Below are 16,262 nucleotides of genomic sequence, written 5' to 3' on the forward strand. Positions count from 1 at the left end.
TTCTCGACGATGATCCGCTCCACACCCAAGGGGTGTCGACATGCCAGCTACTGCTAAGGCCTTGCCCACCACCGACGCGCTCCGGCCCAGCGAGGACGAGCTGATGAACGCGGACGGGCGGCAGGTCTCCGAGACCGAGTACTGGGCCTATTACTACGCATTCCCGGACAAGCACTACGAGTGGAACAACGGTCGCCTGCAGGAGAAGCCAGTGTCGGACAACCTGACCTACTGGATCTACAGCTGGCTCCGCGCGCTGCTCGATGAGTTCCTCAAGCAGCATCCGATCGCCAAGTGCACGGGCCTCGAGCATGGCTTCCGCCTGGCGTTGTCCGATCGCGTCGTCATTCGCAAACCGGACCTCGGCGTTGTGCGCAACGACAATCCCGTCCCCTTAGGTGACTTCGAGCGTTCCTATCGCGGCATCTTCGACCTCTGCATTGAGGCCCTGTCCGACAGCGACCGCGCCGCGCGTGAGCGCGATGAGGTGGAGAAGCGCCACGACTATGCGCAAGGCGGCGTGCGCGAGTACTACATCATTCATCATAATCCCGAGCGCCTGGCCTTTCTGTCGCGGGGTAGTGACGGCGGTTTCCAGTCGGTGCTCGGCCCTGATGGCCTCGTTCGCTCCGAGATCCTGCCTGGCTTCCAATTCCACATTCGCGACCTGCTCGGGCACAGGCCGTTGGCGGCGCTGCGGCACGATCCCGTCTACCGGTCCTTCGTCTATCCACAGTGGCAGCAGGAAGAACAGGCGAGGCAACTGGCCGAGGCGGAGCGCGACGCCACCCGTATCGCCGCCGTCACCAAGCTGCACGCGCTGGGTCTCGACCCGATGCAGATCGCCGATGCGCTCGATATTGATCGAGCGTTGGTTTCTGCCATCCTGGAAATCTGCTGAGGGGCATAAGGGAGATGACCAGCGGCCCCGCGCGATCTCGCATGGGCGGTTGCAGCAGTGGCTCGGGCGACCATCGAGCCCGCCGGCGGCCCCGCTACGACGGCTGATTCCGGTTAGGCGATTGCCGGAAAAGCTCGTACCGAATTGCGCAGGATTGTCGTTTGCCTTCGAGGAGCGTCGCCGGGAGCATAGCCGGGCTATGTGACCGGCGGCGCGACGAAGAAGGCGAGCGAAAAGGCCAGCAAGGCGGTATGAGCTTTGACAGAAATCGCCTTAGAGCGCGGTGGGTCGCTTACACGGTATCGGAGGCAAGGCGTCGAAGTCCGTGCTGCAGCCTATTCTGATGCGGTATCGTAACCATGGCGATCGAATGACTGGACGCTTTCTTGGCAGCATCCCCAGAGGTACCCGATGATCAAGATTTGCGGGCTGCCCGCCGCCCTCGTCGCTGGACTCTTCCTGGTCTTGGCCGGCGCCGGGGCCACAGTGCTGGCCCAAACAGTGCTGGCCCAAACAGCGCTGGCCCAAACAGCGCTGGCCCAAGAGGATGGCGCTCCCGCAACCCCGCTTCCGGTCGAGGGCACCGCCCCTGAGACGGAGCAGACCGAGGCGGCTGAGGTGCGCCCACCAGAGGAGGTCCCGGCTGCTGGCACCTCGCAGAGCGGGGGGCAGAGCGGGGGCTCCGCGTTTTCCGAGCCTGACGACGGTGAAGAGACCGCTGCTGCCAAGCCTGCCGAGGGCGAGGAGACCGCCTCTGCCGAGCCGCTGGGCCCAATCAATGCAACATCGTCGGCACCTGCTACTGACGGGCCCTCGGCCGGTCTCGATGCCGGTCTTGATGCTGGTCTCGATGCTGGTCTTGATGCCGGGCCTGATGGACCAATCGATCCCTCGACGCTGCAATCCCTTGACGCGCTGCATCAGGCGTTGGCGAGCAAGGAGCAGCAGGTCGCCAAGGTTCAGCAGCAGCTCGTCGAGGCCCAGGACTCGGTGACTCGCGAGGAGCTGGCCAACCGCCTCCGCGAGCTCCGCGCGGAGCTGGCCGAGAACCGCCGCCAGTTCGATCGCTTTGCACTCGAGATCGACCTCAGCCCCTTCGTGGAGGAGCAAGAGCAGCCGTTCGACTGGCAGCAGGAGCTGAGCAAGCTGCTGCAGCCGATCCTGGCCGAGTTGAAGAGCGCGACCGCCGAATCGCGCGCTATCGCCGAGCTGCGCGGCCAGATCGAGACGGTCGGCGAGCGTAAGGAGTTGGCCGAGCAGGCCGTGGAACGGCTGCAGTGGCTGCTCGAACAGGAGCCCCAGGATTCCCTCCGTGGACATCTTGCTGAGCGTCTGGAGCATTGGCAACGGATCGCCAACGAGGCGAGTAACCGCTACACCGCGCTTGATCTGCAATTGCAGAATAAGCTCGAGCAGCGCCAGTCGCTACTCGATGAAACCACCTCCTATGCACGCAGCTTCTTCCAGACCCGCGGTCTGAACCTGCTGCTCGCCATCGCAGCCTTTAGCCTGGTCTTCTTCGGCGTGCGCTGGGTCGCCGGCCGGATCATGCGGGTGCGCAAGCCCAATGCCGAGCAGCAGTTCGGCAGCCGGCTGACGTTGCTGCTGTTGCATGCGTTCAGCATTCTCGGCGGCCTGCTCGCGATGATGGCGGTATTCAATGCGGCCGGTGATTGGTTCATGCTCGGCCTCATCCTGATCTTCCTAATCGGCGTTGGCTGGGCCAGCATCAAGACCCTACCGAGCCAGGTCGAGTCGGTGAAGCTGATCCTGAATGTCGGCACCGTGCGCGAGGGCGAGCGGGTCGTCTTCAACGATGTGCCCTACCGGGTCGACTCGCTCGCTTTTCGGGCGCAGCTGAGCAATCCCGAGCTCGAGGGCGGGGTGCAGCAGTTGCCGGTGCGTGACCTCGTGGGCTATCACTCGCGTCCGGCCGGCGGGGGCGAGCCCTGGTTCCCGACCCGCTGCGGGGACTGGGTCGAGCTCGAGGACGGGCTGCTCGGCCAGGTCGCGCATCAGAGCCCAAGCACGGTCCGCCTGACCGACCTCGGCGGCGCCGAGATCGTCTACCCAACCAGCCGCTTCCTGAATCAGCATCCGCGCCGGCTCTCGGAGCGGTTCCGCATCGTCGAGCGCTTCGGTATCGACTACCGTCATCGGGCTGTCGCCACCAGTGAGGTGCCGCGCTTGATGCAAGAGGCCCTTGATGCAGCACTGCCGACGCTTCTTGATGCGGGCCAGCTGCTGGCCGTCAGCGTGATCTTCGAATCGGTGGGCACCTCGTCGTTGGATTACCGTATCGAGGTCCAGCTCGATGGCGCGGCCGCGCCGCGTAGCGAGCGCGTTCGCGCCGCTATTCAGCGCATCTTGGTCGATGCCTGCAACCGCCACGACTGGACCATCCCATTCACCCAGATCACCCTGCACCAGGCGACGGCTTGAGGCGGAACCGCTGCGACGCGTTCGTATCGCTTGACCTGCGCTCAGACGGCCAAGCCGGCGCATCGGGTCAGTGGAATGCCCTCTGTCGCGCTCGAGTTGACCCTGAATCTCCCGGGGTCTATCGGCCGGAGCGATAGCGTGCCATGAACGTCAGCGAGGTCTTTCGGGCTACCCGATCGTTTCGATCGCGCCCCTGGATTCGGAGTCGGATGCCGGATATGTTTGATGCGGCCGGCTAGGGCCAGGGCGGCCTGTGCGCCGCGCTGAGCAACAGCGCGGCAGCCAAGCCCAAGGCCACGGCCATCAGAAGGAGCGGCAGCTGGCGGCGCAGCCAGTCCTCGGCGCCGATCAGCGTATCCAGGCCGCGCAAGCCATCGCGCTCGCGCGCATTCCACCAGGTGATCCAGGCTGCTTGCCCGGCCCCGAGCCACCGCAACAATCGGCGTCCGAGACGCCATAGCCAATGGCTACAGGCCGTCAAGGGCCACCAGAGATCACCCGCCGGCAGCCAGGAGCTCAGCCGCGGCGCGAAGCGACGCAGACCCCAGCCGAAGATGACCGCCAACAGCAGCCCGAGCCCGACCGGCCAGAGCAGGGCGGGGAGCGCGCTGAGCGGCGGCCAAGCAAAGCCACTCGCACATTGGCCCGAGTGCATCCCCTCAAGGTCGCCGGACAGGCCGCCGGACAATCCGGCGGAGGCTTCCGACGGCGGCTCGCTCACCAGTCCATCTTCAAGTCCGTCGCTCAGGTCGTCACCGAGTTTGTCATCGGCCTCATCTGCGAGATCAAGGGGCAGCCCATCGGTGAGTCCGGCCGGGAAGTCGCCCGTCAGCCAGCCGCCCCAACACGGCAGGCTGAGCGCCGCAATCATGGTCAGTAGCCAGGCTAGCGGCATCGGCGCGAGCAAGCGCTGATCATCAGCGCCTGTTAGCGCAAGCCGGTGGCTCCGGTTCTGGTTCCAGTTCTGGCTCTGGCTCTGGCTCTGGCTAATGCTTGAGCTCAGATCCGTTTGCAGCTTGAGGCTCGCGTGGGGTGGCTTGAATGCGCTCATGTTCAACGCATCGCTCGCCCGGGCGGCGGGGTTTGGCTCACTGCTCGCAATCGGCCTCTGGCTGGCGCGGGGCTCGCGGCTCGAGGTCAGGCCCATCTTGCCCGTCTCGCGCCATCGCTTCCATTGGAGCCATAGCGTCCGTGCCATCAGCAGCGTGGTGCCGACCGCCGCCAGGCTCAGCCAGAACGCCAGGGTCTTCTCGTTTGCGGCCTCGAGCAGCGTCTTCGCGCCCCATTTGGTGATCAGCCCCGACCCCAGGGCACCGGCGAGTGATAGCGCCGGCAGCGTCAGCAGGGTCCAGAGCAGCCAGGCCGGCCACCGCGGTGCCTGCTCGCTGATGCCGACGCCGAGGAACAGCGCGCCCTTGCTCAGGCCATGGTGGGCGGCGAAGAACAGCGCCAGGGCGCTGAGCGCGGGCCAATGGCTCGGTTGCAACAGTCCGAGCGCGACCAGGACCGCGATCAGGCCCATCTGGCTGACGCTGGAATAGGCCAGCACCGCCTTCGGTTGACGCTGCGCGACGCCCAAGAGGGCTGCGGCGAAGGCGCCGATCAGACCGGCCGCCAGCATCACCAGGCCCAGCCCCTCAAAGCGCCCATCGACAGCGCTCATGCCCAGCGGCAGCGTGCTCAGCCAGCCCACCAGGCCGGCCTTGATCATCGCGCCGCTGAGCACTGCACTGGCGGGGGTCGGCGCCACCGGGTGCGCCAACGGTAGCCACAGATGCAGGCCGATCACGCCAGCCTTGACGCCGAAGCCGAGCCACAGCAGCAGCCCCATCCAGAGGCCCATCTCCGCCGTCGCCAGGGTCGCGCGCAGCTGCGAGAGGGTGAGTGCCGAGCCCGTCCCGGCGCCCCACAGCAGGCCGGCCAGGATCATCCCTTCCCCGAGCACGGCCAAGACCAGATAGGCCAGGCCGCCGATGCGCGCCTCGCGGCGGCCGCTGTGGATCACCAGCGGGTAGGCGGCGAAGGTCATCAACGCAAAGCCGAGGTAGAAACTGGCGATGTCCTCGGCCAACAGCAACAGCAAATTGCCGCAGAGGGTCAGTAGCCAGAACAGCGCAAAGCGCAGCAGCCGCCCGCGCGCGTCCCGGTCGCCGGCCGCGGCCCAGGCCTGCTCGGCAGCCAGGTAGCCGCGCGCATACCCGCCCGCGAGCCCCCAAAGGAGGGCGGTAAAGGCCAATAGCAACCGGCGTTGGGCATCGAGCTCCCAGTGTCCGCCCAACAGCCAGGCATCCAGCCGCAGGCTGCCGTCAGCGCCCAACACGGCAAGCGCGAGCGCGGGCCAGGGCGCACTGATCCACAACCAATCCAAGAGCCAAACGGGGCTCAAGCGCGGCCTCACCGGCGCGATCAGCGCCTGCAGCAGGGTGCGCAATCCCAGCAGCAGCGGCCACAGCAAGGTGGCGATGAGCAGAGGCGCGAGGGGGAGTGGCGCGAGCGAAAAGGGCGCGAGGGACAGCTCGGTCATAGCGCGAGATAGGTCTGATCCACCACCCGAGTCGCCCACTGCAGCGGGCTGAACGGCAGCCCCGCGAACATCCCGGCGAGCAGGCTCAGCAGCGCCGTCGCCAGCGCCGGCAGCAGCAGCCAGGCGCTGGTCTCGAGGCGGCTCGGCGCGCGCGCCGCCGGCCAGGCGCCGATCCCCTGGCCCGGTCCAGGCCGGAACCAGAGGCGGTTGAGGATGGGCAGGAAATAGGCCGCGTTGAGCAGGGTGCTGGCCACCAGCACCGCGATCACCCAGGGCCGCTCGGCTTGCACCGCACCCATCCCGAGCATCCATTTGCTGATGAAGCCGACCACCGGCGGCATGCCGATCATGCCGAGCGCGCCGATGGTGAAGGCCAGGCTGCTCAGCGGCATGCGTCGGCCGACGCCGTCGAGCTCATCGATGCGGTGAATCCCTAGCTCCTCGGCATAATTGCCGGCACAGAAGAACAGGGTCACCTTCATCAGCCCCTGATGCAGCAGATGGGCGAGCGCGGCGATGGTGCCGAGCGGCCCGAACAGCCCGATCCCAAGCACGATATAGGAGACCTGGCTAACCGTGGAGAAGGCCAGGCGGGGTTTGAGCTCCTGCTGGGTCAGCGCGCGCAGCGAGCCGTAGACGATGGTCACGCAGGCGATCAGCACCAGCCCGTCGAGCAACCCGAGCGCGGCGCTGAAGCCGATGCCATAGACATCGTAGACCAGTCGGATGATGCCGAAGGCACCGGCCTTGACCACCGCCACCGCATGCAGCAGGGCGCTGACCGGCGCCGGCGCCACCATCGCCCGCGGCAGCCAGCCGTGCAGCGGCACCAGCGCCGCCTTGACGCCGAAGCCGAGGAGCAGCAGCCAGAACAGGGCGACGAGCACGGCCTCATGCTCAGCGCCGAGCGCGGCCAAGACCTCGCGCTGGCCGAAGCGCAGATCCCCGGCCAAGACCTGCAACGCGACCAGGCCGATCATCAGCGCTAGCCCGGCGCTGAGCGTATAGCGCAGATAGACCGTCGCCGCCGCCAATGCTTGCGGCGTGCCGCGATGTGCGACCAGCGGGTAGGTCGAGAGCGTCAGCAGCTCGTAGAAGATCAGCAGGGTGAACAGGTTGCCGGCCAGGCTGATGCCCAGCGTGCTGGCGACGCAGAGGCTGAAGAAGCCGAAGAAGCGCCGGCGATTGGGCGAGCCCTCGAGGTAGCCGATCGCATAGATGGTGGTGAACAGCCACAGCAGTGACGACAGCCCGGCGAAGGTCAGCCCGAGGGCGTCCACCTGCAGCACCATGCTCAGGCCCTCGACGACCGGGAGCTCGAACGCGTAGACCTGCCCCCGGGTCAACCCCCAGGCCATCCCGATCACCAGCACCAGCTTGATGAGCGCGGCGGCGAGGTTGAGCGCGGTGCGGGTGCGAACGGCCAGCTCCGGCAGCAGGAAGATCACCACCGCGGTCAGCAGCGAGCTGGCCAGGGTCGCCAGCGGCAGCAGGGCGCTCATCGCACCCCCGCCGGTGGCGAGGCCACCGCCGGCAGCAGCGCCAGCGGCCAGGCCGCGGCGAGCCCGAGCGCGAGCGCGGCGAGCGCCAGCGCCAAGGCGACCAGCTCCATCCCCAGCGGCGGCCGGCGCGGCTCGAGCGCCGGCTTCTGCCCTGACGCTGGCCTCAACTCCGGTGCGGGCTTCGGCCCCGGCTTCAGCTCCGGCTTCGGCCCCGGCTTCAGCTCCGGCCCCGGCTTCAGCTCCGGCTTCGGCCGCGGCTCCTGCTTCAGCGCTGGCCCCAGCCCTGGTTCCGGCTTCAGCGCTGGCTTCAACGCCGGCTCCGGGTCCCCTTCTGGCCCTGTCTCGACGAACGCGCAGCGCAGCACCCGGAACACATAGATGGCGCTGAGCAGCGTGCCGAGCGCCAGCACCACCACCCAGGGCCACTGGCCGGCCGTCAGCGCCGCCTGCAGCCACAGCCACTTGGCGGTGAAGCCGGCGCTCGGCGGCAGCCCCATCAGGGTCACTGCCGCCAGCCCAAAGGTCATCCACGCCAGCGGCAGCCGGCGGCTGGTGCCGGTCAGCGCGGTCAGCCGGTCCGCGCCGGTCGCGAGCACTAGGTTGCCGGCGGCCATGAACAGGGCCGCCTTGGCCAACGCGTGGCCGCCGAGCTGGAGCCAGGTCGCCTGCCAGGCCATCGTGGCGACGTCGGCGCCGGTGCCGGCCAGCAACGGGAAGGCCAGCATCAGATAGCCCAGCTGACCGACGGTGGACCAGGCCACCAGCTGCTTGAGCCCGGCCGCGCGCGCGGCCTGCAGCCCGCCCCAGAGCACCGCCAGGCTGCCGAGCGCACCGAGCGCCCAGGCGCCGGCGATGGCCTTCGGCAGCAACGCGCGCCACAGCAGCAGCAGGATGAAGAACGCGGCCTTGACCACCAGCGCGCCGTGGATCGCGCTCACCGGCGTCCAGGCGCTGCCATGCACTGGCGCCAGCCAGCTATGCAGCGGGAAGATCGCCGCCTTCAGCAATAGCCCGCTGGTCAGCAGCGCGAGCGCGATCCGGATCACCGGCTCGGGCTCGGTGAGCGCCGCTAGTCCGGCCAGGTCGAGCCGGCCCCCGGCGCCGAGCAGCAGGGCGATGCCGAGCAGCCAGGCCAGCGAGCCAACCAGCGCGAACAGCAGATAGCGCAGGCCCGCGCTCAGGGCCGCGTTGCTGCCCGGCAGCAGCATCAGGCCTACCGCGCAGAGCCCCATCAGCTCCAGCCCGGCGTAGAGCAGCAGCAGGTCGGCGGCGATCCAGATCAGTCCCAACCCCAGCGCCAGACCGCCGAGCAGCGGCCAGAGGCCGGCATAGGCGTGCCTGCCGAGCCGGGTGGCGCGGGCATAGTCGGTGGCATAGAGGGCGCTGGCCAGCAGCAACAGCTGCGTCAGCAGCAGCAACAGTGCCGCCAAGCCGTCGAAGCGCCAGTGCAGCATCAAGGGGCCGAGCGCCAGCCGGCCCGCCATCGGTCCCTTCTCGAGCCCGAGCAGCAGCCAGACGGCTACCAGCGGCAACGGCAGGCCGACCAGCAGCACCAAGCCGCTGTGCCGCGGCGGGCGCACCCAGGCCAGCAGCCCGAGCGCCAGCGGCGCGCCCAGCAGCCAGAGCAGGTGGAACGGTGTCGCGCTCATCGGGTTGAGATCATGCCTGAGCCCGGGGCCATGCCTGAGCCTGAACCGGCGTTCGAGCGAGCCTTGAAGAGGGGGTTCAGGGTGACCTGGCCCGCCTGCGCATGCAGGCGCAACAAGAGCGCTGCACCGAGCACCGAGCCGAGCAGCGCGATCATCAGGCCGATGAGGATCAATGCTCGGACCTCCGCGGTGGCAGCGGCAGCCGGCGCGGCGAGCCCGCCCAGCAGCAGGAACACCCCGGAACCGAGCAGGTTGAAGGCCAATAGTCGGCGCAGCAGATGGCGCTGGGCGGCGAAGGCCCAAAGCCCCAGGCCCATGATCGGCACGCCGGTCGCGGCCAACAGCGTGGAGGTCGAGCGCGGCGGTGTCAGCGCCTCGGGGCCGAGCAACCAGACCAGCGCGAGACCGGTCAGTCCCAGCCAGCCCAGGATCAGCAGCCAGCGCAGCGGTGCGCTGAAACGCGCGCGCCGCGCCGTCTCATCGACGGGCGCCAGGCGCGGCAGCGCCCCGCGTCCGCGCAGTGTCCACAGCAGGGAGCCGCCGGTCAGCAGCGCCCCGAGCAGCGTCTCAGCCAGCGCCAGCCAGGGCGCCCCGAGCAGCAGCCAGGCCAGCGCCATCAGCAGCGCGAAGGCGACGAAGGCCTCACAGGCGCGCCAAAGGTCGCGCTGGAACAGCGAGAGACCGGCCAGCAGGAGCAATAGGCCCGCCAGCCCCCACGCGGCTGCCAGCGCCATTAGCGAGCAACGCCGGGCATCATCGGGGAGGCGCCGAAGCCGGTCGAGCGAGAGCTGTCATCGAGGCTCATGGGAGGCGGTCGAGCTCCTGTGTAGAGAATGATGCCGGCGCTGCGTCGCGCGCTCGCCGAGCGACAGGTCTTGCGTCTCGCTGCTGCCGATTGACGCCTTGCGCGATAACGCAACAGAATCATGCCAGGGTCAACGCCAGAACAGGGGAGCCCTCATGGCGCAGCGTACCCCGTCGCGCGGCTCATCGCGTAATGGAGACAAGGCGCTCGCGGAGGCCGCGGGCCTCCATCGTGCCGGCAAGCTGGAAAAGGCCGAGAAGGCCTATCGCCGCATCCTGCGTCGGCGCCCGAGCGATGCGCGCGCGCTCTACTATCTGGGCATCGCCGTTCATCAGCGTCGCCGGCCCCGAGAGGCCGTGCGCCATTTCCGCGCCGCGCTCAAGGGCGATGCGGACAACCCGGATATCCATCGCCATCTGGGCTTGGCGCTCAAGGACCTGGGCCAGCCTGCCGCGGCCGAGCAAGCCTATCGGGACGCGCTCGCCGTGGCCCCGGACAGTCCTCAGATCCTCGCCAACCTGGCCACCGTGCTCAAGGCGCAGGGGCGTGACGACGAGGCCCTGCCGGCCTTGGAGCGCGCCGCCAGTCTGGCCCCGAGCTCGCCCGCGGTGCTCAGCGCCTGTGGCCATGCACTGCGCGAGGCCGGCCGTCTCGACGAGGCCGAGGCGCTGCACCGTCGCGCATTGGCCCAGCGCCCCGACCACGCCCCCTCGCTGACCGGTCTCTCCGCGGCACTGTGGCGCAAGGGGCGCGATGATGAAGCGGCCCAAGCGGCACGTGAGGCCATCGCGCAGGCGCCGCAACTGGCGCAGGCGCATCTGATGCTCGGCAACGCATTGCGGCGGCTGCAGCAGCCGCAGGAGGCGATCGCGGCCTTCCGCGCGGCCACCGAGGTCGCCCCCGAAGACCCAACCCCGCGCATCGGGCTGGCCGAGGCCGCCCAGGATGCCGGCGCGCTCGAGACCGCGCTGCACGCCGGTCAGCAGGCGCTGAGGCTCCAGCCCGACGCCGAGTCCGTCCACACGGTGCATGGCCAGACCCTCTATGCGCTGCGTGCCGCCGGCCACACCGAGCGGGCGCAACAAGAGGCGGCCGCCTGGCTGCGCAACCATCCCGAGAGCGCGACGGCGCAGCATTTGGCACCGCCGTTGATGGATGCCCCGCCACCTGAACGGGCCAGCGGGCCCTATGTGCGGGCGACCTTCGATGCCTTCGCTGAGAGCTTCGATGAGCGGCTCGGTGCGCTCGACTACAGCGGCCCGCAGCTCGTCACCGAGCGCTTGCGAGCGGTCCGCCCCGGGGGCGCCGGGAGCCTGCTCGACATCGGCTGCGGCACCGGGCTGGTCGGACCGATGGTGCGCCCGCTCGTTGAGCGGCTCGAGGGGCTGGACCTGTCGCCGGCGATGCTCGCGCGCGCCGCCGAGCGCAATGTCTATGATGCCTTGCATGAGGTCGATGCCCAGACCTTCCTGGACGCGAGCGAGGCGCGCTGGGACGTCGTGATTGCGGCCGATGTGCTGATCTATCTCGGCGCCCTCGAGCCGCTCGCCGCGGCGCTGGCGGGTGCGCTGCGGGCCGATGGCCTATTCATCGCGACGACCGAGGAGACCGATGACGAGACCTGGGAATTGCAGCCCTCCGGCCGCTATCGTCACAACCGGCACTATCTGACCGCCGTGCTCAGCAAGGCCGGGCTGGTCGTCGAGGAGCTCGATCAGGTCGTGCTGCGGCGGGAAGGCGATCGGCCTGTGGAGGCATTGGTTGCGGTCGCCCGGCATGCGTCAGGGTGACAGCTGCGCTGTCCAAGATGTGCTACATTTTCATTATTTGTAGCACAAATCAGGTCAAGCGATGAAAGCGCTCAACATCCGAGAGATGCGGGCCAATTTGGGCCGTTTGGATGAGCTGGTTGACGAGGCGGGTGAGCTGATCATTCATCGTCACGGTCAGCCGATTGCGCGGGTGTTGCCGGTGTCGCGGGATCGGCAACGCCCGAATCACGCGGATCTGCGCCAACGCACGGCACGGATAGCGACGCCTTCAGTCGATCTGATTCGCTCGGAGCGCGATGAGCGTTGAGCGCCGCGCCTATTTGGATACCAGTGCGCTCGCGAAGTGGTATCTGAATGAGCTCGGTTCCGACGCCTTTGTCGACTTTCTGCAGGCCTTGGATGTCGCGGTCATCAGCAGCCTCACGCGAACGGAAATGCGCTCGTTGTTCAGCCGCCGTCGCCGCATGGGCGAGTTGACGGCCGAGCTGGAATCCTTGGTCTTTGCGGCCTTTCTCGAGGACATCGATCGTGGCTGGCTGCAGCTCTACGCCTTGGATGATGCCCGTTTTGCCGAGGCGACGCATCTCATCAGCCGCTATCCGGAGCACCCGCTGCGCACACTCGATGCGTTGCACCTAGCACAGGCGAGGTACGCCGGTATTGGGATGCTCGCCACCGCGGATGCGGTGATGGCCGATGCGGGGGTGGCCATGGGCCTTGAGGTCGTGCGGTTCTAAGAGGTGCGATCAAAACGGCTGCTGGAATCGCACAAGCAACTGATTTAAAAGTCTGAAGGAGCGATTCTGTTAGTGCTCCCAAGCACGGGATGCGTTGCATCCGAGGGGGTCAGCACCCCTGACAGGATCTGTGGGGCGCCCTCGTCATCGCCAACGGATGCGCCAGCAGCGGTGGATATGCGGGTTGCGGCTGAAGTCCTTCGGGAGGGTCTGCGCGCTGATGTCGTCGATGACGAGCGTCGGATCGGCGTCACCGAGGGCCTGCTCATCGAACCGGAAGCGGCGCTTGTTGGTCGAGAAGACCAGCTCGCCGTCGGGTGCGAGCAGCGCGAGTGCGGCGCGGATCAACTCGACCTGGTCGCGCTCGACATCGAAGCTCTGGCGCATCCGCTTCGACGTCGAGAAGGTCGGCGGGTCGAGGAAGATCAGCCCAAAGTAGCCCTGGTACGCCCGTGCCTTGGCGAGCCAGTCGAGGCAGTCGGCCTGGATCATCTGATGCCGCTTGCCGCCAAAGCCGTTCAGCGACAGGTTGCGCTGCGCCCAGTCGAGATAGGTCTTCGAGAGATCGATGGTCGTGGTCGAGCGGGCGCCGCCGCTGGCCGCATAACAACTTGCGGTGCCGGTGTAGCCGAATAGGTTGAGCATGTGGCGGCCTTCGGCGAGCTGGCCGATCAGCCGGCGGGTGTCCCGATGATCGAGGAACAGGCCGGTGTCGAGGTAGTCCTCGAGGTTGACCCAGAAGCGCAGGCCGCCTTCGGCGACTGGGTGAAACTGGCCGCGCTGGCCGAGGCGCTCGTACTGTGCGTGGCCGCGCTGCGGTCGGCGTACCTTGAAGAACAGATCCGACTCGGGCACCGCCAGCTGCTCGGCGATCACGCCGGTCGCCTCGCGCAGCCGGCGGCGAGCGGCCTTGGGATCGATCCCGGCCGGGGCGGCGTATTCCTGGATCAGCACGAAGCGTCGCTCGAGTGTCGCCGGATCGGCGCTCTGATAGACATCGACCGCGACCGCATACTCGGGCAGATCGGCATCATAGAGCCGATAACAGCTGATGCCCTCGCGCTCGAGCCAGCGCCGCAGCTGCTTCTGATTCTTGCGCAGTCGGTTGGCGAGCATCTCGGCGCCTGGGCCGCGCTCGGCCGACGGCAACGGCCGTGGGCGATCCGAGACATGCGTCTCGGGCGCGACCCGGAAGTGCAGCAGCCGGCATTCGATCGGGCCGTTGTAGAGGGTATGGAAGCGTTCGGCGCGCAGCCCCATGCGCTTGCCGAGGTCCGGGTTGCCGGTCAGCACCGCGGCACGCCAGCCATCGAACTGCTCGCGCAGCAGGGCGCCGAGGTCCTGGTAGAGACCGGCGAGATCCTCGGCGCCGATGCGCTCGCCGTAGGGTGGGTTGGTGATCAGCAAGCCCGGTGGCGGGGGTGCCAAGTGCGGCTCGGCGGCTTCGCGGGCGCTGGGGCTGGGTGCCGCGGCGCGGCCGGGGCCTAGGTTCGGCGCTCGGCTGCTGCCGGCGTCCGCATCCGACATTGAGATGCTGCTGGCGCTGAGACCGCTCTCTTTGTCGGTCGCGGTATTGGCCGAGGCAGTGGTCGCTGATTTGGCACTGGCTTCTGTGCTGATGTTAGCCGTCGCAGTGGCCGTTGAGTTTGCCGATGACTGTTGAGGGACGCGCATCGGCCGACAGCTGTGCAACGGCTGGCGCTCGAAGCGGACATGCCCGGCGAGCCCCGCCTGCGCGGCGTTGGCCGTCGCGGCCTTGATCGCGGCCGGGTCGAGGTCACTGCCGCGCAGTCTGATCCCGCCGCGGGCGAGGCGGTGCAGGCCGTTGGCCCGGCGCTCCTTGGCCTCGGTCAGCAGGCTACCCCAGGCCGATGGGGCATGACCGCGCCAGCCGCTGAACCCCCAGTATTCGCGCTGCAGACCGGGCGCGATGTCAGCGGCGATGAGCGCGCCTTCGATCACCAGGGTGCCAATCCCGCACAGGGGGTCGAGCAGCTCGCCGCCGTTGGCTGCGATCTCGGGCCAACCGGCGCGCAGCAGCAGCGCCGCGGCCAGGGTCTCCTTCAGTGGCGCCGCACCGCCCTGGACGCGCCAGCCGCGCCGGTGCAGGGGCTCGCCGGAGAGGTCGAGGAAGAGGCGGGCCTGATCGCGGAACAGCCGGCAGCGAAGGGCGATATCGGGCCGGACCGGGCTGACGCTGGGCCGGCGGCCGGCGCGCTCGCGCCACTGATCGACGATCGCATCCTTGATCCGCTGGGCAGCGAATTGGCTGTGCTCGACGCGGGAGCGGGCACTGTCGACCTGCACCGCCAGCGTCTGCTCCGGCCCGAGGTGGGCCGACCAATCGAGCGCGCGCACGCCGGCGTAGAGCGCGTCCGGATCGGGCGCCTGGAACTCGGCGAGCGGCAGCAGCACCCGTCCCGCGACCCGCGACCAGAGGCAGACGCGGTAGGCATCGGCCAGGCTGCCGGAGAACTCGGCGCCGGCGCGGGTCTCCTTGGCGCTGGCGATGCCGAGCCCGCGCAGCTCCTCGGCGAGCAGGCCCTCGAGGTGGCGCGCGGCGCTGGCGAAGAAGCGCAATTCGCTCATCGGCGCGGCGTAGTGGCGGAGTCCCGGCCTGGCGCCGCCGTGCCGGATGGCTCGGGTGCGTCCGCTGGGTCGGGGGTGGCCGCTGGGTCGGGTGCCGCTGATGGGGCAGGTGCCGCCGCTGGATCAGGTGCCGCTGCTGGATCAGGTGCCGCCGCAGGTGCGGCACCACCAGTCCCGGCCGCGGCGGTCGGGGGCGGCGCAGCGGTGGTTGCCTGCCTGGCCGCTGCCGTGGAGTCCGCTGCTGACGGAGGGTCGGCCGCTGCCGGAGAGTCGGCGATGGCCGCGGGGTCGGCAGCATCTGCAGATTCGGTCGTTGCCGTAGGCCCGCTCACCGCTACAGTCACCGGTCGCACCGACGCCGGCAGCTGCGAGACCAGCACCTCGGCGAAGGCATCGAGCGCCTGCTGGCGTGGGAAGCTGCGGCGCGAGACCAGCGAGATCCGGCGGTAGGCGTCGGCCAGATGCAGGGGGCGTCGAACGATCGGGCTGTCGGCCGGGGTCTCGCCGTCGCAGGCGAGCGCCGGCAGCAGCGTGCAGCCGAAGCCGGCGCCGACCAGTTGCAGCAGGGTCTCGAGGCTGGAGGCGCGCAGATCGGCCATCTCCCCGCCGCGCGGGCGCTCGGCCATCCGGCACACCTCCATCACCTGATGGGTCAGGCAATGGCCGTCGCTCAGCAGCAGTAGCTCGGTCTCCTCCAGGTCCGCGTAGGTGATCGCGTCCTTGTTACCGAGCGGATGATTGCGCGGGTGGGCGAGCCAAAACGGCTCCTCGAACAGCGGCCGGGCGATCAGCTCCGGCTCGGCGACCGGGGTGGCCAGCAGCGCGGCGTCGACCTCATGATGCTCGAGCCGCTTGAGCAGGGTATCGGTGATCTCCTCGATCAGCACCAGCTTGATCTGCGGCAGCCGCTCGCGCAGCGGCAGCAGGATCAGCGGCAGCAGGTAGGGACTCAGCGTCGGGATGGCGCCGATGCGCAAGGGTCCAGCGAGCGGGTCCTGATGGGCGCGCGCGACCTGTTCGATCGCATCGGCCTGCTCCATCAGCAAGCGCGCATGCTGCAGGATCAACTGCCCGGTCGGCGTGATCTCGACCGAGCGGTTGGTGCGCTCGAAGATGGTCACGCCGAGCTGGTGCTCGAGCTTGCGGATCTGGCCGCTCAATGTCGGCTGGCTGACGAACGAGCGCTCGGCCGCGCGGCCGAAGTGCCGGGTCTCGGCGAGGGCGAGGATGTATTTGATGTCGCGGAGATTCATGAGCGGTTGATGCGCGCTGCCGCTGGGCGGCAGGCCAGGTTGGATCGAAATTGGATCGAGGTTGGGCGAGCCCCAAGCGCATCGCGTC

General features: G+C 68.6%; 11 protein-coding genes. 5 read left to right on the forward strand and 6 right to left on the reverse strand.

The window, feature by feature from the left end; genetic code table 11:
* Positions 1-40 precede the first annotated feature (40 nt).
* Both CKO40_RS03015 and CKO40_RS03020 read left to right on the forward strand, forming a co-directional pair.
* A complete protein-coding gene (locus CKO40_RS03015) occupies positions 41-901 on the forward strand; it encodes a Uma2 family endonuclease (RefSeq protein WP_200344588.1) in 861 nt (286 codons plus the stop codon).
* Positions 902-1,312: 411 nt separating this feature from the next.
* Positions 1,313-3,343 carry a mechanosensitive ion channel gene (locus CKO40_RS03020; RefSeq protein WP_200344589.1) on the forward strand — a complete coding sequence of 677 codons (2,031 nt, stop codon included), beginning with the start codon at positions 1,313-1,315 and terminating at the stop codon, positions 3,341-3,343.
* A 235-nt stretch (positions 3,344-3,578) separates the two neighbouring features.
* Here the strand turns inward: CKO40_RS03020 and CKO40_RS03025 are convergent, their stop codons facing one another.
* Genes CKO40_RS03025 through CKO40_RS03040 form a run of 4 tightly spaced genes read right to left on the reverse strand, consistent with a single transcriptional unit; the run spans position 3,579 to position 9,752 of the window.
* Positions 3,579-5,867, reverse strand: coding sequence for a complex I subunit 5 family protein (locus tag CKO40_RS03025; RefSeq protein ID WP_200344590.1), 2,289 nt, complete (start codon positions 5,865-5,867; stop codon positions 3,579-3,581).
* Positions 5,864-7,369, reverse strand: a complete 1,506-nt coding sequence (locus CKO40_RS03030; RefSeq protein ID WP_200344591.1) for a complex I subunit 5 family protein — start codon at positions 7,367-7,369, stop codon at positions 5,864-5,866. The genes CKO40_RS03025 and CKO40_RS03030 overlap by 4 nt, the downstream gene beginning before the upstream one ends.
* Positions 7,366-9,018, reverse strand: a complete 1,653-nt coding sequence (locus CKO40_RS03035; protein ID WP_200344592.1) for a complex I subunit 5 family protein — start codon at positions 9,016-9,018, stop codon at positions 7,366-7,368. Before CKO40_RS03035 ends, CKO40_RS03030 begins: the two co-directional genes overlap by 4 nt.
* Positions 9,015-9,752 (reverse strand): hydrogenase subunit MbhD domain-containing protein, encoded by a 738-nt coding sequence (locus tag CKO40_RS03040; protein ID WP_200344593.1) that lies wholly within the window; start codon positions 9,750-9,752, stop codon positions 9,015-9,017. The genes CKO40_RS03035 and CKO40_RS03040 overlap by 4 nt, the downstream gene beginning before the upstream one ends.
* Before the next feature lie 226 nt (positions 9,753-9,978).
* Between CKO40_RS03040 and CKO40_RS03045 the strand changes: the two genes are divergently transcribed.
* The 3 genes from CKO40_RS03045 (at position 9,979) to CKO40_RS03055 (ending at position 12,332) form a co-directional block, all read left to right on the forward strand.
* On the forward strand, positions 9,979-11,613 hold the full coding sequence (locus CKO40_RS03045) for a tetratricopeptide repeat protein (protein WP_200344594.1): 1,635 nt from the start codon (positions 9,979-9,981) through the stop codon (positions 11,611-11,613).
* A 61-nt stretch (positions 11,614-11,674) separates the two neighbouring features.
* Entirely contained in the window at positions 11,675-11,902 is a 228-nt protein-coding gene (locus CKO40_RS03050) for a type II toxin-antitoxin system Phd/YefM family antitoxin (RefSeq protein ID WP_200344596.1), read from the forward strand.
* Positions 11,892-12,332: a type II toxin-antitoxin system VapC family toxin gene (locus tag CKO40_RS03055; RefSeq protein ID WP_200344598.1), complete on the forward strand. Its 441-nt coding sequence runs from the start codon at positions 11,892-11,894 to the stop codon at positions 12,330-12,332. Before CKO40_RS03050 ends, CKO40_RS03055 begins: the two co-directional genes overlap by 11 nt.
* Positions 12,333-12,476: 144 nt before the next feature.
* On the opposite strand, the gene rlmKL is transcribed toward CKO40_RS03055, so the two are convergent.
* Positions 12,477-14,921, reverse strand: coding sequence for a bifunctional 23S rRNA (guanine(2069)-N(7))-methyltransferase RlmK/23S rRNA (guanine(2445)-N(2))-methyltransferase RlmL (rlmKL, locus tag CKO40_RS24065; RefSeq protein ID WP_242476755.1), 2,445 nt, complete (start codon positions 14,919-14,921; stop codon positions 12,477-12,479).
* On the reverse strand, positions 14,918-16,174 hold the full coding sequence (locus CKO40_RS03070; protein ID WP_200344599.1) for a LysR substrate-binding domain-containing protein: 1,257 nt from the start codon (positions 16,172-16,174) through the stop codon (positions 14,918-14,920). The genes rlmKL and CKO40_RS03070 overlap by 4 nt, the downstream gene beginning before the upstream one ends.
* Positions 16,175-16,262: the final 88 nt, after the last annotated feature.

The organism is Halochromatium glycolicum (genome assembly GCF_016584085.1).
Classification (GTDB): domain Bacteria; phylum Pseudomonadota; class Gammaproteobacteria; order Chromatiales; family Chromatiaceae; genus Lamprobacter; species Lamprobacter glycolicus.

What these genes read in the sequence shown, in the direction of transcription:
- CKO40_RS03015 (WP_200344588.1), top strand. Translation starts at nt 41, where the DNA reads ATGCCAGCTACTGCTAAGGCCTTGCCCACCACCGACGCGCTCCGGCCC.
- CKO40_RS03020 (WP_200344589.1), top strand. Translation starts at nt 1,313, where the DNA reads ATGATCAAGATTTGCGGGCTGCCCGCCGCCCTCGTCGCTGGACTCTTC.
- CKO40_RS03025 (WP_200344590.1), bottom strand. Translation starts at nt 5,867, where the DNA reads ATGACCGAGCTGTCCCTCGCGCCCTTTTCGCTCGCGCCACTCCCCCTC.
- CKO40_RS03030 (WP_200344591.1), bottom strand. Translation starts at nt 7,369, where the DNA reads ATGAGCGCCCTGCTGCCGCTGGCGACCCTGGCCAGCTCGCTGCTGACC.
- CKO40_RS03035 (WP_200344592.1), bottom strand. Translation starts at nt 9,018, where the DNA reads ATGAGCGCGACACCGTTCCACCTGCTCTGGCTGCTGGGCGCGCCGCTG.
- CKO40_RS03040 (WP_200344593.1), bottom strand. Translation starts at nt 9,752, where the DNA reads ATGGCGCTGGCAGCCGCGTGGGGGCTGGCGGGCCTATTGCTCCTGCTG.
- CKO40_RS03045 (WP_200344594.1), top strand. Translation starts at nt 9,979, where the DNA reads ATGGCGCAGCGTACCCCGTCGCGCGGCTCATCGCGTAATGGAGACAAG.
- CKO40_RS03050 (WP_200344596.1), top strand. Translation starts at nt 11,675, where the DNA reads ATGAAAGCGCTCAACATCCGAGAGATGCGGGCCAATTTGGGCCGTTTG.
- CKO40_RS03055 (WP_200344598.1), top strand. Translation starts at nt 11,892, where the DNA reads ATGAGCGTTGAGCGCCGCGCCTATTTGGATACCAGTGCGCTCGCGAAG.
- rlmKL (WP_242476755.1), bottom strand. Translation starts at nt 14,921, where the DNA reads ATGAGCGAATTGCGCTTCTTCGCCAGCGCCGCGCGCCACCTCGAGGGC.
- CKO40_RS03070 (WP_200344599.1), bottom strand. Translation starts at nt 16,174, where the DNA reads ATGAATCTCCGCGACATCAAATACATCCTCGCCCTCGCCGAGACCCGG.